Source organism: Chromohalobacter canadensis, assembly GCF_029544075.1.
Lineage (GTDB): Bacteria > Pseudomonadota > Gammaproteobacteria > Pseudomonadales > Halomonadaceae > Chromohalobacter > Chromohalobacter canadensis_A.
Genome location: NZ_JAJQJH010000001.1, coordinates 613,032 through 632,016, shown reverse-complemented (window position 1 = coordinate 632,016; position 18,985 = coordinate 613,032). Strand labels below are relative to the sequence as shown.

17 protein-coding genes and 1 tRNA gene are annotated in these 18,985 nt (G+C 61.3%); 6 read left to right on the top strand and 12 right to left on the bottom strand.

The annotated features are described in order from the left end of the window. Nucleotides 1-19: 19 nt before the first annotated feature. Nucleotides 20-1,699, bottom strand: coding sequence for a glucose-6-phosphate isomerase (gene pgi / locus LUN51_RS02950; RefSeq protein ID WP_277810062.1), 1,680 nt, complete (start codon nucleotides 1,697-1,699; stop codon nucleotides 20-22). Nucleotides 1,700-1,817: 118 nt separating this feature from the next. Here pgi and cmoA point away from each other — a divergent pair, with 118 nt between their 5' ends. The 3 genes from cmoA to LUN51_RS02935 all read left to right on the top strand — a co-directional run bounded on the left by cmoA (nucleotide 1,818) and on the right by LUN51_RS02935 (nucleotide 4,488). After that, entirely contained in the window at nucleotides 1,818-2,561 is a 744-nt protein-coding gene (gene cmoA / locus LUN51_RS02945; RefSeq protein ID WP_075368987.1) for a carboxy-S-adenosyl-L-methionine synthase CmoA, read from the top strand. Beyond that, nucleotides 2,554-3,558: a tRNA 5-methoxyuridine(34)/uridine 5-oxyacetic acid(34) synthase CmoB gene (cmoB, locus tag LUN51_RS02940; RefSeq protein WP_277810061.1), complete on the top strand. Its 1,005-nt coding sequence runs from the start codon at nucleotides 2,554-2,556 to the stop codon at nucleotides 3,556-3,558. Before cmoA ends, cmoB begins: the two co-directional genes overlap by 8 nt. A 141-nt stretch (nucleotides 3,559-3,699) precedes the next feature. Then, on the top strand, nucleotides 3,700-4,488 hold the full coding sequence (locus LUN51_RS02935; RefSeq protein ID WP_246920360.1) for an ATP-binding cassette domain-containing protein: 789 nt from the start codon (nucleotides 3,700-3,702) through the stop codon (nucleotides 4,486-4,488). 2 nt (nucleotides 4,489-4,490) lie between these two features. On the opposite strand, the gene LUN51_RS02930 is transcribed toward LUN51_RS02935, so the two are convergent. The 8 genes from LUN51_RS02930 to LUN51_RS02895 all read right to left on the bottom strand — a co-directional run bounded on the left by LUN51_RS02930 (nucleotide 4,491) and on the right by LUN51_RS02895 (nucleotide 13,048). Further along, entirely contained in the window at nucleotides 4,491-6,587 is a 2,097-nt protein-coding gene (locus tag LUN51_RS02930; RefSeq protein WP_277810060.1) for an LTA synthase family protein, read from the bottom strand. Nucleotides 6,588-6,773: 186 nt separating this feature from the next. Continuing rightward, nucleotides 6,774-7,685 (bottom strand): serine O-acetyltransferase EpsC, encoded by a 912-nt coding sequence (gene epsC / locus LUN51_RS02925; RefSeq protein WP_277810059.1) that lies wholly within the window; start codon nucleotides 7,683-7,685, stop codon nucleotides 6,774-6,776. 223 nt (nucleotides 7,686-7,908) lie between these two features. Beyond that, nucleotides 7,909-9,351, bottom strand: coding sequence for a sulfate adenylyltransferase subunit CysN (cysN, locus tag LUN51_RS02920; protein ID WP_277810058.1), 1,443 nt, complete (start codon nucleotides 9,349-9,351; stop codon nucleotides 7,909-7,911). Further along, nucleotides 9,351-10,268, bottom strand: a complete 918-nt coding sequence (gene cysD, locus LUN51_RS02915) for a sulfate adenylyltransferase subunit CysD (protein ID WP_277810057.1) — start codon at nucleotides 10,266-10,268, stop codon at nucleotides 9,351-9,353. Before cysD ends, cysN begins: the two co-directional genes overlap by 1 nt. Before the next feature lie 168 nt (nucleotides 10,269-10,436). Then, nucleotides 10,437-11,159: a phosphodiesterase gene (locus tag LUN51_RS02910; RefSeq protein WP_277810056.1), complete on the bottom strand. Its 723-nt coding sequence runs from the start codon at nucleotides 11,157-11,159 to the stop codon at nucleotides 10,437-10,439. Beyond that, a complete protein-coding gene (locus tag LUN51_RS02905) occupies nucleotides 11,159-11,605 on the bottom strand; it encodes a DUF1249 domain-containing protein (RefSeq protein ID WP_075368979.1) in 447 nt (148 codons plus the stop codon). Before LUN51_RS02905 ends, LUN51_RS02910 begins: the two co-directional genes overlap by 1 nt. 3 nt (nucleotides 11,606-11,608) lie before the next feature. Then, nucleotides 11,609-12,238, bottom strand: a complete 630-nt coding sequence (locus tag LUN51_RS02900; protein WP_277810055.1) for an NUDIX domain-containing protein — start codon at nucleotides 12,236-12,238, stop codon at nucleotides 11,609-11,611. 126 nt (nucleotides 12,239-12,364) lie between these two features. Further along, nucleotides 12,365-13,048 carry a hypothetical protein gene (locus tag LUN51_RS02895; RefSeq protein ID WP_277810054.1) on the bottom strand — a complete coding sequence of 228 codons (684 nt, stop codon included), beginning with the start codon at nucleotides 13,046-13,048 and terminating at the stop codon, nucleotides 12,365-12,367. 197 nt (nucleotides 13,049-13,245) lie between these two features. Here LUN51_RS02895 and greB point away from each other — a divergent pair, with 197 nt between their 5' ends. Then, the gene (gene greB / locus LUN51_RS02890) at nucleotides 13,246-13,785 is read left to right on the top strand and encodes a transcription elongation factor GreB (protein WP_082021303.1); all 540 of its coding nucleotides are present in this window, start codon (nucleotides 13,246-13,248) and stop codon (nucleotides 13,783-13,785) included. Nucleotides 13,786-13,802: 17 nt separating this feature from the next. Here greB and LUN51_RS02885 read toward each other — a convergent pair whose 3' ends face one another. Next, nucleotides 13,803-14,798: a class I SAM-dependent methyltransferase gene (locus LUN51_RS02885; RefSeq protein WP_277810053.1), complete on the bottom strand. Its 996-nt coding sequence runs from the start codon at nucleotides 14,796-14,798 to the stop codon at nucleotides 13,803-13,805. Beyond that, nucleotides 14,795-15,571, bottom strand: coding sequence for a methyltransferase domain-containing protein (locus LUN51_RS02880; RefSeq protein ID WP_277810052.1), 777 nt, complete (start codon nucleotides 15,569-15,571; stop codon nucleotides 14,795-14,797). Before LUN51_RS02880 ends, LUN51_RS02885 begins: the two co-directional genes overlap by 4 nt. Nucleotides 15,572-15,829: 258 nt before the next feature. Between LUN51_RS02880 and LUN51_RS02875 the strand changes: the two genes are divergently transcribed. Together LUN51_RS02875 and LUN51_RS02870 are read left to right on the top strand one after the other, a co-directional pair. Further along, nucleotides 15,830-18,316 carry a sensor domain-containing protein gene (locus LUN51_RS02875; RefSeq protein WP_277810051.1) on the top strand — a complete coding sequence of 829 codons (2,487 nt, stop codon included), beginning with the start codon at nucleotides 15,830-15,832 and terminating at the stop codon, nucleotides 18,314-18,316. Nucleotides 18,317-18,365: 49 nt separating this feature from the next. Further along, nucleotides 18,366-18,442, top strand: a tRNA-Arg gene (locus LUN51_RS02870). 141 nt (nucleotides 18,443-18,583) lie between these two features. On the opposite strand, the gene LUN51_RS02865 is transcribed toward LUN51_RS02870, so the two are convergent. Continuing rightward, nucleotides 18,584-18,961, bottom strand: coding sequence for a glutamate racemase (locus LUN51_RS02865; protein ID WP_277810050.1), 378 nt, complete (start codon nucleotides 18,959-18,961; stop codon nucleotides 18,584-18,586). Nucleotides 18,962-18,985: the final 24 nt, after the last annotated feature.

Sequence of the window (18,985 nt, the reverse complement as noted above, 5' to 3'; positions counted from 1 at the left end):
CCTGTACAAACAGCCAGTATCATGTCCCATCCTGTGCTTGCCATACAACATCGAGCAGGCCCCGGCTGGAATCATCCAGCGCCTCGGCACCGCGCCGTGAGGCCAGAATCTGTTCGGTCTCGGAGGCGATCTGCTTGCCCAGTTCCACGCCCCACTGATCGAAGGGATTGATGTCCCAGAGGGTGGCCTGCACGAACACCTTGTGCTCGTAGAGTGCGATCAACGCGCCCAGCGTTCGCGGCGTTAAGCGGTCGAGCAGCAGCGTGGTCGAAGGCTGGTTGCCACGATAGCGCTTGTGACTCGGGCGTGGAACATCGCTGGGCAGGGCTTCGTCGCCCAACATCAAGACCCGCGACTGGGCGATGCAGTTAGCCAGCGTCAAACGGTGCTGGGCCTTGAGATGCGCTCGAGTGGCCGGATCCTCGACCCGATCATAACGTCGCACCGGAGCGATGAAATCGCACTCCACCGCCTGGGTGCCCTGGTGAAGTAACTGATAGAAGGCATGTTGCGCATTGGGACCAAGCTGTCCCCACAACACCGGGCAGGTGGAATACGGCGTGATCTCACCGTCGTTGGTGACCGATTTGCCGTTGGACTCCATCTCCAGTTGCTCGAGATAGCTGGCGAAGTATTCGAGGCGGCCGTCATAGGGCAGGATCGAGTGCGCACGCACATCCAGGAAGTTAACGTTCCAGATGCCCGCCAAGGCCAGCAGCACCGGCAGGTTGTCCTCGAGCGGTGTCTCACGAAAATGGCGGTCCATGTCATGAGCACCCGCCAGCAGCTCGCGGAAGTTGTCCATGCCCACCGCCAACGCGATAGGCAAGCCAATGGCCCCCCAGAGCGAATAACGACCGCCAACCCATTCCCAGAAACGCAACTGATGGCGCGGATCGATGCCCCACTCACTCATGCGCTCGGGCTTGGCCGAGACGCCGATGAAATGCTGGCGCATCACCAACTCGCTCATCTCGGTATCTTGACCGCCGTCTGCCAAACGCGTCATCAACCAGTCGCGCGCAGTCGAGGCGTTGGACAGCGTATCGATGGTAGTGAACGACTTCGAGGACAGCACGAACAGGGTGGTGGCGGGGTTGAAGCGGGTTAAATAGTCGGCGAGTTGCGAGCCGTCCATGGTCGAGGCGAAATGAATGTCGACCTGATGTACGTCACGTGGCCGGTAATCGGCCAAGGCGTGGGTCACCATCAAAGGCCCCAGGTCGGAGCCGCCGACGCCCAGGTTGACCACGTCGGTGATCGGCCGTCCCGTGGCGCCGCGCCATTGCCCGGCGTGGCATTTTTCGACCATCGCCTGCATGCGGGCCAGCGTCTCATGGACATCGGGCACGACATCCTCGCCCTCGACCACCAGGCTAGCCTCGGGGGGTAGACGCAAGGCGGTATGCAAGGCCGGACGGTCCTCGGAAAGATTGACCCGCTCGCCGTTTTGCAAACGCGCAATGGCGCGCTCGAGATCCGCCTCGCGGGCCAGTTCGAGCAGCATCGACAGCGTCTCGTCACGCCAGCGATGTTTGGATAGATCCAGCGTCAGCCCTACCCCGCGTCGCGTGAAGCGCGCATGGCGACCGGAATTCTCGGTGAACAAGCTCTTGAGATGCACGTCACGCATCTCGTCGGCATGCACGGCGAGCCTTTGCCAGGCCGGCGAATGATGGATCATGGATGACTGGGTCATGACTCGTACTCTCCTTGAACAAGCTCGCTAATGGCCCCGCAGGTGCACAGCCCTGACGCGGCGCGTACAATGCGCCATTCCCTGTGGCCCCGCCACGCCTCGACTCGATGAGTGCCTCATGAGTGACGCATCTTACCGTGACGCGATCTTTACGACACCCCTCGACCGGGTGGCCAACTTTTCCTTCGACGAACAGGTCGTCGCCTGCTTTCCCGACATGATTCGCCGTTCGGTGCCCGGCTATGGCCAGATCCTGGGCATGTTGGGGCTGATCGCCGAACGTCACCTGCGTTTCGGCGCGCACGTCTATGACCTGGGCTGCTCGTTGGGGGCGGTGAGCCTGGCGCTCGCCGGGCGCCTACCGCCGGAGGCCTTCACCCTGACCGGCGTCGACCTGTCACCGGCGATGGTCGCCCGCGCGCGCGAAACGCTCGGAGAAGAATGCCCCGATCATCGCATCGATATCATCGAAGGCGATATCAGGCACGTCGATTACCGCCCCGCTGGCATGATCGTGCTCAACTTCACGTTACAATTCTTGCCCCCGGAAGATCGTCGAGCGGTCATCGAGCACCTTTACAACGCCTTGGAACCCGGCGGCGTGCTGGTGCTTTCGGAAAAAATCGTGCTACCCGACGAGCAGGAAAATGCCTGGTTGGTAGAACGCTACCACGATTTCAAGCGCGCCAACGGCTACAGTGACATGGAAATCAGCCAGAAGCGCACTGCGCTGGAGAACGTGCTGGTACCGGATACCCTCGAGGCGCATCACGACCGACTGCGTACCGCCGGGTTTACGCGCGTCAGTACCTGGTTTCAGTATCTCAATTTCGCCTCGATGGTGGCCTTCAAGGATGCCTGATCGCTTCCCGCTCGACCGCACTCAACGTGCGCTCTTCGATGCCTTCCTCGACCACGGCCTGACCGAATGGGTCACTCGCTTGCCAGACCAGCTTGCCAACGGCCTGGACCGTCGACGCTTCGGCGACCTGCCCTCCTGGGAAAAGGCCGTCGCCAAACTCCCGGCACTGCCCGAGTCGCGCGATATCGCCCTCGACCAGGACAGCGTGCGGGTCGATGTCGCGCTCGACGACAGCCGCCAACGCCAATGCGAGAACCTGCTGCGCAAGTTGACGCCCTGGCGCAAAGGGCCCTATGTGTTGGGCGGAATCCACATCGACACCGAATGGCGTTCGGATTGGAAATGGCAGCGCGTCGCACCGCACCTGTCCCCGCTCGAGGGACGCCGCGTGCTGGATGTCGGCGGCGGCAACGGCTACCACGCTTGGCGTATGGCCGGCGCAGGCGCGGCGTTTGTGCTAGTCATCGACCCGTCGCCACGCTTCTATTATCAATTTCAGGCCATACGCCATTTCGTGGGAGATGCCGACGCATGGCGCACGCATTTCCTGCCGGTCGGTATCGAGGACGTCCCCCCGCAACTCGAAGCGTTCGACACCACCTTCTCGATGGGCGTGCTCTACCACCGCCCCTCCCCGCTGGAACATCTGGCGCAACTACGCGACACCTTGCGCCCCGGCGGCGAACTCGTCCTTGAGACCCTGGTCGTCGAAGGTGACGCGAACACGGTTTTCATGCCCGGCGAGCGCTATGCGGCCATGCCCAACGTCTACTTCTTGCCCTCGTCGGCAGCGCTATCGCACTGGCTCGAGCGTTGTGGTTTCGAGGACGTGCGAGTCGTCGACGAGGCCCCGACATCGCTGGAAGAACAGCGCAGCACCACGTGGATGACGTTCCAGTCGTTGGCCGACTTTCTCGATCCCGAGGATTCGGCGCTGACCCTTGAAGGCTATCCGGCGCCACGGCGTGCCGTGCTAGTGGCGCGCAAGCCCGAGTGATGCTTATATTCAAATAACGCTTGTATTCGTCTGGCGCTTGTATGCGTTGACGTTTGCATTCGACTGACGCTTATTTGACTTGCTCTCCCTCGGCATGCAAACGATAATGTTTATCATTATCGATGTCGTAGGAGGCCTATCATGCTGTCGCTCTTCAATACGGCCCTCGAGGGAACGCCGCGCCTGCTGCCCTTCACCGATCGTCTGGTACCAGGCGAACTACTCGGCATCTGCGGGCCGCATGGCGCCGGCAAGAGTACCCTGATCGGCTTGCTCGCCGGTCTCTACCGACCCACGCGCGGTAGCATCTGCCTCGACGGACAACCTCTGCACTGCTGGCCCAGCACCTACCGCGCCCAACGCATCGCGCATGTCGTCGCACCGCCGCAAAGCCTGGCCGATTGGCGCGTACGCGATCTGGTCGGACTGGGGCTGCTGGAGAGTTGCTCACGTGTCACGCAACACGGCGCCAGTTCGCCGCCCTGCCTTCCGCTTGCGGTGGAAACGGCGCTCGCCGCGCTCGATCTGCAGGCCCTGGGCGACCAACGCTTGGGAGAACTCGACCCGGCGAATGCTCAACGCGCGATGATCGCGCGCTCGCTGTGCCAAGTCGCGGCGGCGCCCCATTGCCCATTCCGGCAGCGGCGCGATAACGGCATTCTGCTCCTAGACCTCGAGCCTCTGGCGCCGATGGAAGAGCAGCGTCTATTAGCCGATCTAGGCGCCGCCTCACGGCGCCACCGCCTGTGCATCGTACCGGTCGTCAGCCAGTGCGACGCGAGTCTCGCGTGCTGTGATCGCGTGTGGTGGATGAACGCTGATGCACGCTGCACCAACGTGACGTCGGCGGTACGCCATGTACTCAGGGTTCAGGTGACCCCGCCGACGGCGGAGACACCTCTCTCGAAAGCGCCGGACGCCACGCCTTGACGTCAATCGGTCTCGGGCGTGTCGGCCTGCAAGGCCTCACGCCGAATGCGCCAGTCTTCCAGTGCCATGCGCGCCTGGGCACGCTGCGCCTGATCCTCAAGCGCGTGTGATGGCGACGCCGTGGCCTCCAAAGCGTTGTTCTTCAATTCACGCTCGTCGTTCGACCAACGATAGTAGGTAGGATCGGTGAGACGAGTAGCCGCGCCCGCCTCACTGACCATGACGCCCTGGCCGCCATCCTGGTGATTGAATGTCAGTGCCATGGGCGATTCCTGTGGTGTATACAGATCACGCCCCATCCACGGCACCTGCGCGTCGGAAAGCGAATGCGCCCATAGTGTCGGGAAGATATCCCGATGGCTGGTCCAGTCATCGACCTGCGCCTCGCCACCATCCCGGTAGGCCGGTGGCACCCACATCAGGATCGGCACACCGAATTGATCGAACAAATCATGTGCGTCGGGATACTTCATGATGGAGCGTGTATTGTGATCGCCGGTCGCCGCAAACAGCGTGTGATCCAATAACCCATCGGCGTCAAGACGGTCGAGGAAACGCCCCAAGTTGTCATTGGCGTATTGATAGGTTTCGAGGATCGAGGTGCCGAACTCGGGCGAGACGGCCAGCTCATCCCCCAGTCGCGAGACATCCAAGGGCGCGGGATCGTAGTCCTCTGGAATCTTGTATGGCGGGTGATTGGTGACCGATAGCATCACTAGCATCAGCTTCTCATCGTTGGCCTCGGCCTCCTTCAGAAGCTCCTCGCCGTAGCGGAACATCCACTCATCAAAGGGCCCCCAGGTACCGCCCTTGGCCTCAGGGAAACGCTCGCGAATCGCGCTCTCGCCCAGCACCTCGTCGAAGCCTTGACGCTTGAACGCATCGTCGAGATTGCGCCACTGCGCAGAGCCTGACTTCAGTAACACGGTGTGGTACCCCGCACGCTCGTAGGGCAGCACCGCCGATGTCGGATACTGACGATAGCCATAACGACTTTGCGTCAACGGACTGATCGGCGTATCGAGCAGCAGCCCCTCTAGGGAGGGATGCGTACCGTTCTCGGCCGATAGCGCATGCGGGAAATAATCCGCCTTTTCCTTCACCCATGGACGCAAATGGCCCAGCAGATCGTTGTCCTTGGCGTCGTCGAAATCCAGCGGGTGACGCCCCCAGCCTTCCATCAAGCTCAACACGACATGCGGCGGTTTCTCTTTTACAGCGGGTCGCTCGGGGGTTGTCTCGGTCATGTGATCCAGAACCGCCTGTGGGGTATCGGCCTGCGACCAGCCAAGCACTTCTGCCGCCGCCATGGGCGAGCTGAATCCATAACGCGCCAAGCCCGACTGCGGGTCGTCGCCAATCTGGCTGACCTGACGCTCCTTCCAAGCTAGATAAAGCGCCTGCGGTCCACTGGGCACAAGGTCATTGGCAAAGGCACTCGACGAAACCGCCATGTGCATCTCGCGTAGCGGAAAGGTCCCCAGAGTACCTCGCCCTAATCCAATCAACGCCACCCAGGAAGCAACCACCAACAGGGTGGCCCTGCGCCATCCCAGCCGTCGCCGTACACGCCGGTGGCCACGCCGCATCATGGCGATCTGGGTTCCCGTCATGCCAATCAAGACGATCAGCAAAGGGAGAAAGGGATAGTCACTCCATATCGTCTGCAATACCGCCTGGGTATCGTCTTCGAATAACCCGAAGATCAGCGAATTGATTGGTCCCTGATAAAAGGTAAAAAAGAAATGATTGATCAGCGCCAAGAGATTGACCAAGGCCATGATCGCGATGGCCCAGACGGGCCACAGACGATGCCAGCCGGCCAGAAAGACGCGCGGCAAGGGTAGCAGTGCCGTCGCTACCACCAGCCATGGCCCCAGGAGAACCGCCATGATCTTGGCGTCGAAACGTAGCCCCATCCAGAAGGCTTGAAACATCTCGACGCCTGGCACTTCCAAGGAGGGGGGCGCGTTCAGTTGCCACAGCAGTACACGCATCAAGGTCAGGGTCGCTACCCCGATAAGCCCCAGCCGCCATAGTTGACGGTTCAATTCGCGCCAGAGTTGCCAACGCGACATCGTCACGGAATCGTTATACATATGTCATCTCAAGCTGATAAGCGCGCACACTATACCGGCCTTGAACGCCGCTGACGATAAGTTAGCGGGCTAATGGGAGTCTAAGAAGAAGAGATATCGGAGGGTAGAGAGGGAAGAGTGGCGCTTTCACAAACGACGACGCGCGACCGAAACCGCGCGTCGCGATACCTGTAGGCTCGCTCCGCCTCACGGACACGGTCCGCTTTGCAGGTTGGCCTGGGTCACGTTGCTGCCCGGTTCCACGTTGCGTGTCAGCCAGACATTGCCGCCAATGATCGAGCCCTTGCCGATGGTGATACGCCCAAGAATCGTGGCCCCGGCGTAGATGACCACATCGTCCTCGACGATGGGGTGACGCGGCAGGCCCTTTTCCAAATGGCCGCGCTCGTCCGCTGGAAACCGCTTGGCGCCCAGCGTTACCGCCTGATAGAGGCGCACATTGTTGCCAATGATCGCAGTTTCGCCGATGACCACGCCGGTCCCATGATCGATGAAAAAGCCCTCGCCGATGGTGGCACCGGGATGGATGTCGATGCCCGTATCCGAATGCGCGATTTCCGCAATCATACGTGCCAACAGAGACAGATCCGCCTGGTAGAAGTAGCTGGCGATGCGATGGTGAATGACTGCATGCACCCCCGGATAGCACAGTAGTACTTCATCGACGCTACGCGCCGCCGGATCGCCATGATAAGCCGCCATCACATCGGCATCGAGGCAGCGGCGAAGCTCGGGCAGGTCGGCCGCGAAACCCTGCACGATCTCCACCGCGCGCGCCTGGGTGTCACCGGCATCATGTCCCAATTGCCGGGCGATGTACTTCAACTCCAGGCACACTTCGTGACATAGCGCATTGAGGGTGGCATCCAGCGTATGCCCGACGTAGAAGTCCTCGCTCTCGCGGCGCAGGTCACTAGGGCCGAGACGCATCGGAAACAGCGCTCCGATCAAGTCGTCGGTAATGACACGAATGGCACTCCGCGACGGCAGTTCACGACAGCCACGCTCGCGCGAGCGTCCATTACGCTCGCGCCAGGTTTCGCGAGTGGCTCTCAACTGCGTCACGATTTCCTCAAGCTGCCAATCGACGTTATGCATACCTCACCGTGTCCTCAATGAATACGAGTGGCTCATGATAAGCCGCCTCATGGACGAGTGCGACCTCGATCCCGCGACTTTCATCGTCCAGTACTTGCCACATACTTTCATCGTTCAGCGCTTGCCACATAGCGCACAGCGCAACATCCGATGCAAAGCCCAATGCAAAAATGCCCTCCCCCGCGGGCGGGAAAGGGCATGCAATACACGGGGCACCCGCGACTCAGTGCCCTAATAGCGAGCGGACGTCTTTCGCTTCCCAGTGCGGGAAATGCTTACGGACCAAGGCATTGAGCTCTATCTCGAAGGCTTGCCAATCCACCTCGCCATTACTCGTACCAGTGCCTTTGGCCGCACCACGTACCATCCCCGCGCCCACGGTCACATTGGTCAGCCGGTCGATGACGATGAAGCTGCCGGTGCCGGGGCTCACGCGGTAATCGTCCACCGGCAGCGTGCCGGCGACTTCGACACGGCAGCGGCCGATGGCGTTGAGATTCAGCGTCTCGGCGGCGTGATGCTCGAGCGTGTTGACGTCGGTCTGGTAGTCGATCCGGCTGATCTTGCCCGCCAGGTCCCGCGTGGCGAGCTTGAGGTCATACAACCGGCCAGGCTCCAGCGCGGTGTCGTGCATCCACACGATGTCCGCCTCGAAGGCATCGGCCAGCGGCACCTCGGCGTCCTCCGCGACCAGCCAGTCGCCCCGCGAGATGTCGATTTCGTCGTCGAGCGTGACGGTGATCGCCTGCCCCGGATAGGCCACCTCGAGGTCGCCGTCGAAGGTGACGATGCGCGACACCGTGGAGCGCTTGCCGGAGGGCAGCACCTTGATGGCCTGCCCGGGACGCAGGATGCCGGCCTCGAGCGTGCCGCAGTAGCCACGGAAGTCGAGGTGCGGGCGGTTAACGTACTGCACCGGCAGACGCAGATCCGTCAGGTTTCGGTCGTGGGTGACCTCGACGGTCTCAAGCAGTTCGAGCAGCGGCGTCCCCGGTTGTCCATCGACGCTGTACCAGGGCATGTTCTCGCTACGATTGACGACATTGTCGCCTTCCAGCGCGGACAGCGGCACGAAGTGGATGTCCGGCGCGTTGAGCTTGGCGGCGAATTCGCGGTACTCGGCGACGATCTCATCGAAGCGCGCCTGGGAGTAGTCGACCAGGTCCATCTTGTTGACCGCGATCACCAGGTGCTGGATGCCCAGCAAATCGGCGATGAAGCTGTGCCGCCGGGTCTGGGTCTGCACGCCGTGACGGGCGTCGATCAGGATCACCGCGAGGCTGGCCGTGGACGCACCGGTGGCCATGTTGCGGGTGTACTGCTCGTGCCCGGGTGTGTCGGCGATGATGAACTTGCGCTTGTCGGTAGAGAAGTACCGATAGGCGACATCGATGGTGATGCCCTGCTCGCGCTCGGACTGCAGGCCATCGACGAGCAGCGCCAGGTCAACCTGGTCGCCGGTGGTGCCGCTGGTCTTGGAGGCCTGGGTGATCGCCGCCAGCTGATCCTCGTAGATCATCTTGGAGTCGTGCAGCAGGCGCCCGATCAGGGTCGATTTGCCATCGTCGACGCTCCCGCAGGTAATGAAGCGCAGCAGGTCCTTGTTCTCATGTTCCTGCAGGTAGGACTCGATATCGTCGGCGATCAGCGATGACTGGTGTGACATTAAAAATACCCTTCACGTTTTTTACGCTCCATGGACCCCGCCTGATCGTGGTCGATAGCGCGTCCGGAGCGCTCGCTGGTCTTGGTCAGCAGCATTTCCTGGATGATCTCGGGCAGCGTGGCGGCGGTGGATTCCACGGCGCCGGTGAGCGGGTAGCAGCCCAGGGTGCGGAAGCGGACCCATTTCTCTTCGGGGACTTCGCCTTCTTCGAGCGGCAGGCGCTCGTCATCGACCATGACCTGCATGCCATCACGCTCGACCACCGGGCGCGGGGCGGCGTAGTACAGCGGGACGATGGGAATCGACTCAAGGTAGATGTACTGCCAGATATCCAGCTCGGTCCAGTTGGAGAGCGGGAAGACGCGAATCGACTCGCCCTTCTGCACCTTGCCGTTGTAGATGTTCCACAGCTCCGGGCGCTGGTTCTTGGGGTCCCAGCGGTGGTGCTTGTCACGGAAGGAGTAGACGCGTTCCTTGGCGCGCGAGGCTTCCTCGTCGCGGCGCGCGCCGCCGAAGGCGGCATCGAAGCCGTGCTTGTCCAGGGCTTGCTTGAGCGCCTGAGTCTTCATGATATCGGTGTACTTGGCGCTGCCGTGATCGAAGGGATTGATGCCCGCGACCCGGCCTTCCTCATTGACGTACTCGAGGAGTTCCATGCCCACCTCGGCCGCCATGCGGTTGCGAAACTCGATCATTTCGCGGAACTTCCAGGTGGTGTTGATATGCATCAGCGGGAACGGCGGCGTGCCGGGATAGAACGCCTTGCGCGCAAGGTGCAGCATCACCGACGAATCCTTGCCGATGGAGTACAGCATCACCGGGTTGGCGAATTCGGCAGCCACCTCGCGGATGATATGGATCGACTCCGCCTCAAGCTGCTTCAAGTGGGTTTGGCGTTCGGGTGAGATTTCAGACATCTGAAAACCTTGGTTTTTAGGAACAGTCGTTGAGACAAGCTGGAAGCTCGTGGCCCGCCGCTCTACGCGTCATGGCGCTCACGGTACCCAGAGACGCATGATAACGTCAAAGAATTAAGAACTATCTTTTAAGTACACAAAGGCATAAAGCTTCAAGAATGCCCAAGCTCACGGATCGACGCGCTCGACCCAGGTCGACAACCGTTGCCCTTGCAGATCGATGATCCGAAAACCGGGGCGAGACGCCTCATCGAGCGTGAAATCATCTCGCCGGGGAAGAAACTGATCGGCAGTGGCGGGACAGCCGTAAACGGCAATGTCGCCATGCCGTGCCGCAAAGGCCTGGTGAATATGTCCACATAGCACCGCCCGCACCTGGCCGTAGGCGGCCAGCGTCTGCCATAGCGCCTCGCGGTCCGCCAAGCCCAGCGCATCCATCCACGCCGAACCGATTTCCAGCGGCGGGTGGTGCATGGCCAGCAACGTAGGACGGTCGTCTTCCTCGAGACGCATGGCAAGATCCTGCAAGGCAGCTTGACCTAGCTCTCCGCCCGCCTGGCCGGGTACGCGGGAATCCAGCAGCAGTAACCGCCACTCGCCGAGGTCGAGTTCATCATGGAAAGGATGCAGCTCTTCCATGAATTCGGGATGGTCGTGATTGCCGGTCATCCAGAACCATGGGCACTCGAATTCGGCGAAGACGTCGAAGGCATGGCGGTACGCGGCCGGGGATTCATCATGGCTGATGTCACCGGTGACCAGCACGATATCCGGGCGCAACCGCCGCGCCTGGGCGACGACAGCACGCAACTGACGTAGCGGGTACCCGATGCGCGAGCGCGCCTCGGGATTGGCGCAGAGATGACAATCGCTGATCTGGATCAGGCGCATCAAGGCAGCTCCGGCACGTCCACGGTCAGCCCGTGAGCCAACCCATGTTCCAACCACTCCCCCAAGAAGCGATTGAGCTGGAGTTTTTCGTCGGGCTGATGCATGCGCGCGTTGGGGTAGCGATACCGGCCATGAAAATGCCGTTGGCGCTGAAAGTCGGTGACTTCCGCCATTCGTGCGTCGTGATAAAGATGCACACGCATGCGCGGCGACTCGATGATGCCGTCCAGCACACCACTCTGCGAGACACGACAAATGGTGGTGTAAGGCGCGCATTCGAGCACTTCCAGCCACAGCGAGCCAAAGCGGCGATGCTCACCGGCCAGAGCGACCTCGCGTGTTTCTCCGGCGCCCATGTCGCCGAGTAATCGACTCAGCCGCAGGTAGTTGGCCGTGCACTCTCCTTGCAGGGACTTGAGGTCGTTAACATATGCCGCTTTCGCCATCCTCTACCTCCTTGCCCGTAGCGAGGCGCGCTCACGCACCAACCAATTCAACGCGATCAGGGACATCGCGTTATCGATGACGCCTTTCTCGAGAAGTGCCCAGGTCTGGGCAAAGCTCAGTACGTGAACCTGAATATCTTCGTTTTCGCTCTCGAGACCGTGCACGCCCCCCACACCGTCACTATCCACCAGCCCGCAGAACAAGGTCACCCTCTCGGTGCACGCGCCAGGGCTCGGATAGTACGTATACAACTCGATCAACTCGCCGATCTCACAACCCGCTTCCTCCATGGATTCACGGCGGGCGACCTCGGCGCCGGTCTCGCCTGCGTCGACTAACCCCGCCACGGGCTCCAGCTTCCAGGGGCTGAGCGGATCGTCCAACGCACCGGCACGTATCTGTTCGACGTGCACCACGCAATCACGCTGCGGATCGTAAAGCAGCACGCCGACCGCGTCGTGGCGCACATGGACTTCACGGAGGACCCGCTCGCTCCACTGACCGTCGAAACGACGATGCCGATAATGACGCCGCTCGAGACTGAAAAATCCCGACTGCAGCGTTTCGTCGAAGCGCTCCTCGACCGACTCATGCGCGTAACGCGGCGTGTAGGGATGAGCCTGTTCAGTCATGACGCCTCCTGACAGTAAAGCCATGAACGAGGCGACACGGTGCAAGGCGCGTCGTCCCGATACACGGGCACAATGCGCCTCATTATCCCGACGCGGCATGGCAATGCCAACCGCGCCGGCGCTCTTCTATGACAATTCGTCCAATAGCCGCTGCGCTTTCTCTCGCAACGCCTCGTCAGAATCGCGCCCCTCGCGGGCCTGTCCATCGACGGCCTGCTGCGCGTGGCGACGTGCCTCGGCACGACGCCCCTCGTCACGGAGATACGTGGCATAGAAGTAATGAGTGTCGATGCCATCGCCGCGAATTTCCAGCGCGCGACTCAGCAGTTCACCGGCCTTGTCGTCATCGCCGAACGACACTGGCCAGCCCGGCGCACGATCGTACAACGCCCCCAGCGTCACATAGGCGGCGCCGTCATCCCCGCGCGGGTCGAGCTCGATGGCACGTTCCAGCGCCTTGCGTGCGCGCGTCGCCAGATCAAGCGCCCCGAGGCCGCCCTTGGCCTTGGCGTACGAGGCAAGAATCACGCCTTCGGCCGTCAACACATGTGCGTTGTCGGGATGCGCCTCGGCGAGCGCATCGGCTTCTTCCGCCAGGCTTGCCAGCGCTTTTTCCTGTGCCCCATCCTGCATGCCATACTCCACGTTTCCCCAACGCGACATCAGCGGATACACGCCATCCGGCGAGGCGTCGGCCCAGGCCAGAGCGCTACTGAGCGCGCCGATCAATGCGGCGCACAAGACAACATGAAAACGTGCCGGTACGAGACGGCATCGACGGCATGTTCCCGCAACATGACGAACCTGCATGGCGACCTCCTGGCGTACTGCATCATTGTAATAATAGGTATGCTCACCCGCCCTAAAATGTAACGAACGTTTGAATTAATCGCTAAGTCGATTCGTCGTAGTTCGAAGTATAGTGCCGACAAGCCCCGCACCAGCAGCGGGGTTGGCGTACCGGCAAGGCTTGCGTAGGGTATGCATTCCACGCTCGGGAGGTAGGCATGAAAGGCCGCAACATGACTCGCTGGCGCGATCCCGCCAAGGACCCGCGTCAGGAAAAGAAGAGCCCGCTGATCACGGCACAGGGCTATGCCCGACTCAAGGGCATCCATGAGCATCTTTCCCGCGTCAAGCGCCCCGCGCTTTCCACCAAGGTGGGCGAAGCCGCCGCCCAGGGGGACCGCAGCGAGAACGCCGACTACACCTATAACAAGAAAGAGCTCAATCGTGTCATCGCACGTATCCGCTACCTCGGCAAGCGCCTGGATGAGGTTCAGGTCGTCGACCGCCTGCCCGCCGACACCTCACGGGTGTACTTCGGTGCCTATGTCACGCTAGAGGATGAAGATGGCGAGGAACTGGCGATCCGCATCGTGGGCCACGACGAAACCGACACCGACAAGCACTGGATCAGCGTTGACGCTCCGCTCGCCCGCGCCTTGCTGGGCAAAGGGCTCGACGAGGACGTCACCGTCAACGCCCCGGCTGGCGACACGACCTACGTGATTACGGACATCGCCTACGCCGATCCCGATGCCTAATCTCATCTGGAAAGTGCCTAGCGCCTGATGGCGCGATATATACGAAACCGTCGATCATCGGCGAGTACCGTAAAGTCACCGAAGGCCTCTTCCAACAAGCGGGGGTACGGCAGGAAGGCGTTGGCCACCAGAATCAAGCTGCCACCCCGAACCAGTTTGTCGGGCGCCTCGCGTATCAAGCGCGCCGCCGGACCGTAGTCGATGGCACGCTCCTGATGAAAAGGCGGATTACTGACGATGGCGTCGAATTTACCGGTCACTTCACTGTAGACATCGCTCTGCCACGCCTCTCCCACTACCCGATTGGCTGCGAGTGTGCGACGCGTCGCAGCTACCGCGAAGGCGTTGAGATCCACCGCCGAGACGCTTGCGCCTCGTACGCCGAGCCAGGCGGCGAGAATACCGTCACCACATCCCATATCGAGCAGTTGACGCCCTGCCGGGTCGCCGAGGGCGCCGGGCAATGTCTCGAGCAACAAGCGCGTGCCGTCATCGAGCTTGCCATGGCCGAATACGCCGGGATGGCTCGCCACGCTGAGTCCAGCGGCCTCGAACGTGGTCCAGGCCGCCTCCGGCGACAGCGATAACGGTGCCGTGCGCGTGGCATACAGCGTACAGCGCCGCGCGCTATCCACCTTGCGGCACCCGAGCCCCAGGGCGGCCAGCGATTTGAGTACACGCTTGACGCCCCCTTGATGCTCGCCGACGACCTGCAGCGGCGTACCTTCAGGCAACACCGCGCACAACGCCAGCAGCCACCACTCGCCTAGCGCATGCGTCTTGGGCCAGAACAACACGGCACCCTCGACCGGCGCTTCCAGCACCGGCGCGAGGCCGTCGTACACCCGGTTCCCACGCGCCCGCCAGGCCTGACAAACCGTCGCATCCGCGCTCCACACGCTGCCGCCGTTCGTTTCCAGCCAGGCATCGTGAGGCGGCGCGACCCACAACCAATCGCGATACTCGTGGGACTGACGGGCAAGCAACTGGCAAGGGGGCGTCTCCGCACTCATGACACGGTCTCCGGTTTGTACAGGGTATAATGCAGGTAACGTCCCAGGCGCCAGTGCGGTTCCTGCTGGCAATAACGGCGCTCGAGTGCGATGACTTTCTCGAGCTGCTCCGTCGTGGGGTGGCGCTCCAAAAGGTAGTCGTGAAAGATACGCACGCCCGTCACCGCCTCGATCGATAGGCCTTCCGACGTACACCATGCGCGTACCTGGGCATCGGTGAGTGGCGAGATCGGCGTCAGGCGCTGACGTTTGCCGAGTCCTTCCAACCGATCATCGAGTGCCTTGTCCAGGTTACCCTTGATCACGTTGGAGAACCGCAATGCATCGCGGTTGAAGACCATCAACGACAGATAGCCACCCGGCGCCAGCAACGTGGCGAGTTGTGCGAAGGCAGCCTGTGGCGCCGCCAACCACTCCAGAACCGCGTGGCACACGATCAGCCCCCACGGCCCCGGCGTGCGTTCGGGCAGCGTCTGCCAGGTGGCATCGACGGGCGTGATGGCCAGATCGCCCATGCACACGATAGCGCGCTCGCGCATGTCGCTCGAGGGCTCGACCATGGTGACCGCATGGCCACGTTGCGCTAGCCATATACTCATTTGGCCCAGGCCGGCGCCCACATCCAGCGCGGGTCGACCATCGGTGGGCAATTCGCTCGGCAACACATGTCCCAACACCGCCAGACGAATCGCACCTCGCGGCGTCCCGTAGAGACCGCGTTCAAACTTGTCGGCCAAGCCGTCGAAAATCCGGTCATTGGTGACCAATGGCATCCCCTACTCATCCAGTCCGCCTAAAATGTCGGCAAATGAAGACACTTTTCCGCTCAAAGCCTGGCACTGGAATGTAAAAAAGGAGTAGTCTAGCGTTACTGCCTGTATGCCTCCAGCCCAGACCAGCCGGGGCTTTCACGCACGGCGCATGGCGTCGATTCAACACGCATGACGCCATTTGATCGCGCGCCGGCCGGTGGCCGGCGAAATAGCGCCATTCCCACGCCTTCGCATGGATGTCGTAGAGGACACGAGACCTTGGCCCCACATACCTTGCCTCCGTCGCTGACCGAGTTGCTGGAAGTGTCAGGCATTGCACTCACGATCGCCGATGGCGAGCAGCCCGGCTGCCCCTTGATATTCGTCAACAAGGGCTTCGAGCAACTTACCGGCTATGACCGCGAGGAAGTCTTGGGGCGCTCCTGCCGCTTGCTGCAGACGGGCGATGCAGACCCGGAGGCCAACCACCGCCTGCACCGTGCTATCGAAGAACGCACGCAGCTGACGCTGACCCTCCAAAACCGCCGCAAGGACGGCACACGTTTCGACAGCGAACTGATGCTCGCCCCGCTATACAGTCAGGAGGGGCATTGCTACCTGATCAGCGCGCAGCGCGACATCAATGAACAGCATCGATCACGCACCCGCTGGCGCATCCAAGGCCGCCTCCTCGAACAGCTCAGTGCCCAAGCGCCTGGCGTGCTGTTTCAATATCGACAATGGCCCAACGGGCAGGGCAACTTTCCCTACATCAGTCCCCGTCTGGCCGACTATTGCGGCATCGAGCGCGACGCCCTGCAACAAGACGCCGAGGCATTATTGGCCCGGATCGCCCCGGCGGATCGACAGCAGCTGCGCGATGCACTCGCGTGCTCCGCCACGTCGCTCAGGCTATGGCAAAGGGCCTTTCGTTATCATCACCCCACTCGAGGGCTGCGCTGGCTGGAATGCGCCGCCATGCCCACACGGCTGGCCAACGGGGGCACGCTGTGGCATGGCTATTTGACCGATGTCACCGCGCGCAAGCTCGCCACGGAACGCATGGCGCTGGCCGAGACGGTTTTCGACAGCACCCATGACGGCATCCTCGTGACCGATGCCGACAAACGCATCATCGACGTCAATCCTGCCTTCACGCAGTTGACCGGATACAGCGCCGAGGAAGCCTTGGGGCGCACCCCCCACTTGCTGTCCTCGGGCAAACACGATGCCCAATTCTATACCAGCCTGTTCACCACCGTGCACCAACAAGGATACTGGACGGGCGATATCTGGAACGTTCGCAAGGACGGCAGTCAGCTCATCGAAAACGTCACTATCTCGGCGATCCACGATGTCCAAGGCACTATCACGCATTACATCGCCGTGTTTCGCGATATCACCCAGAAACACCTGAAACAGGCACGCCTGGAGCGGCGCGCCATCTATGACCCACTTACCAGCCTGTTCAACCGCGACCATTTCGGAGGCGCGCTGGAAAACCTGCTCTCCGGGCTTTCCTACACCGGCATCGGGGTCGCCGTGCTATTCATCGACCTCGATGACTTCAAACCGATCAACGACACATACGGCCACGCGGCAGGCGATGAAGCCCTGGTGATGATCGCCCAGCGGCTCAAGCAGCAAACACGTAGCACTGACCTGGTTGCACGGCTGGGAGGCGACGAATTCGTCATTGCCCTGGCGGGCATGCGCAGCGCAGAAAAAGCCGAGAAGGTGGCCTTCAAAATCCTCGACGATCTGATCAGCCCCATCAGCCTGCGCAATGAGCATAGCATCACGCTCTCGGCCTCCGTGGGGGTCGCCTATACCGAGGACAGCCAATTCGCAGCGAACGCGTTGATCGCGGCTGCCGACAGCGCCATGTACGAAGCCAAGAGCCAAGGCAAGAACCGCGTCGCGATGAGCCAACGACACCCAAGCGATGGTTACGATCTCTACACACGCCTGCAGAACGCTCTGGAGCAGGAAGAATTGGCGCTGTTCTATCAACCCATCTTGTCGCTGGCCGATGAGCGCATCGTCAGCTTCGAAGCGCTGGTACGCTGGCATCACCCCGATCAGGGCCTCCTCGCACCGCACCATTTCATCGATATCGTCAATCATTCCTCTCTGGAGCGTGCCTATAGCACCTGGCTCGTCCACCAGGCTGCGCGTACCGCGCAATGCTTTCAAGCCCGTCACATGGCGGTCACCGTGAGTATCAACGTCACGCGTGATCAGGTCGAGTCTGGCCAGCTCGCCGAAGACATGGCACAAGCACGCAAGCGCCACGCCCTCGCCTCGCCGTTCCTCAATGTCGAAGTCGTGGAAACCGCCCAATTCCATGACATCGACCTGGCCCATAATCAACTCCAGCAAGCAAGACGCCTCGGCGCCCAGATCGCCCTCGACGACTTCGGCTCCGGCGTCTCATCGCTGACGTATGCCAGCCAGCTTCCCATCGATATCGTCAAGATCGATCAGGCGGTCATTCGTCATCTCGTCGAGCGGCCGCAACAACGTCGTTTCGTCAGCGGTATCATCGATATGGCGCATGCCATGCAACGCATCGTGCTCGCCGAAGGCGTCGAAACGCCCGAGCAGCTCGACGTCCTGCGACACATGGGCTGCGACATGGCACAAGGCTTTCTTATCGGCCATCCCATGCCAAGCGATGAACTCGAAGCACACTATCTGGCCGGCACGGCCCAACTCCTCTATCCACTGGCGTTACAGGCGCATTCAACCCGCCCCGAAGCATGACACGGGTTTATCCCTAGCCCGAGGGCGCTTATAATGCCCATCCCGCCACGCCCCCGTAGCTCAGCTGGATAGAGCAATCCCCTCCTAAGGGATAGGTCATAGGTTCGAACCCTATCGGGGGCGCCAGCACATCCCCGCAACTACGTACTCTTCGCCTTACCGTTCCTCGAAAAGCTAACCTCCCCGAAGCATCACCTTTTTCCACTGTTCCTACTAAAAATCACGTATGCAATAACGCATTGGAGAGATAAGAACCGTTCCCGAATTTCACAAGATGCCGCTTTCGACCAACGACTCGACGCCCATGATGCCCACGGCATGGTTGGCCGAGCATGCCAGCGCCTCATCTAGGGGTGGAAAAACGCCGAAGATCGGCAGTCGCGTCATGGGACGCACCGACTCGAGTACGGTGATCGATGGTGCATTGGAAACAACGACGATAGCCGAGGGCTCGAAGGTCTCTAGAAAGCGCAACGTCCGTTTCATGACCTTAGCCAGCTCATCGGGGGCTTTGCTCCCATAGGGAAAACTGGCGCGATCCGCGAAGTAAATCACATCCTGATAGGGTAGACGTCGCTGTATCTCTGCCACGATGGCGTAGCTGCCGATTCCAGCATCGAAGACCGCGATAGGCCGCGATTCCATGCGGTTCCTGCTCTCAGTGAAGCC

Bases quoted from the DNA above. Each gene is read 5' to 3' on its own strand.
- cmoB (WP_277810061.1), top strand. From the start codon at position 2,554: ATGCCTGATCGCTTCCCGCTCGACCGCACTCAACGTGCGCTCTTCGAT.
- LUN51_RS02895 (WP_277810054.1), bottom strand. From the start codon at position 13,048: ATGCAGGTTCGTCATGTTGCGGGAACATGCCGTCGATGCCGTCTCGTA.
- LUN51_RS02865 (WP_277810050.1), bottom strand. From the start codon at position 18,961: ATGGAATCGCGGCCTATCGCGGTCTTCGATGCTGGAATCGGCAGCTAC.
- pgi (WP_277810062.1), bottom strand. From the start codon at position 1,699: ATGACCCAGTCATCCATGATCCATCATTCGCCGGCCTGGCAAAGGCTC.
- LUN51_RS02910 (WP_277810056.1), bottom strand. From the start codon at position 11,159: ATGCGCCTGATCCAGATCAGCGATTGTCATCTCTGCGCCAATCCCGAG.
- LUN51_RS02905 (WP_075368979.1), bottom strand. From the start codon at position 11,605: ATGGCGAAAGCGGCATATGTTAACGACCTCAAGTCCCTGCAAGGAGAG.
- LUN51_RS02930 (WP_277810060.1), bottom strand. From the start codon at position 6,587: ATGTATAACGATTCCGTGACGATGTCGCGTTGGCAACTCTGGCGCGAA.
- epsC (WP_277810059.1), bottom strand. From the start codon at position 7,685: ATGCATAACGTCGATTGGCAGCTTGAGGAAATCGTGACGCAGTTGAGA.
- LUN51_RS02935 (WP_246920360.1), top strand. From the start codon at position 3,700: ATGCTGTCGCTCTTCAATACGGCCCTCGAGGGAACGCCGCGCCTGCTG.
- LUN51_RS02880 (WP_277810052.1), bottom strand. From the start codon at position 15,571: ATGCCATTGGTCACCAATGACCGGATTTTCGACGGCTTGGCCGACAAG.
- greB (WP_082021303.1), top strand. From the start codon at position 13,246: ATGAAAGGCCGCAACATGACTCGCTGGCGCGATCCCGCCAAGGACCCG.
- LUN51_RS02885 (WP_277810053.1), bottom strand. From the start codon at position 14,798: ATGAGTGCGGAGACGCCCCCTTGCCAGTTGCTTGCCCGTCAGTCCCAC.
- cysN (WP_277810058.1), bottom strand. From the start codon at position 9,351: ATGTCACACCAGTCATCGCTGATCGCCGACGATATCGAGTCCTACCTG.
- LUN51_RS02900 (WP_277810055.1), bottom strand. From the start codon at position 12,238: ATGACTGAACAGGCTCATCCCTACACGCCGCGTTACGCGCATGAGTCG.
- cmoA (WP_075368987.1), top strand. From the start codon at position 1,818: ATGAGTGACGCATCTTACCGTGACGCGATCTTTACGACACCCCTCGAC.
- cysD (WP_277810057.1), bottom strand. From the start codon at position 10,268: ATGTCTGAAATCTCACCCGAACGCCAAACCCACTTGAAGCAGCTTGAG.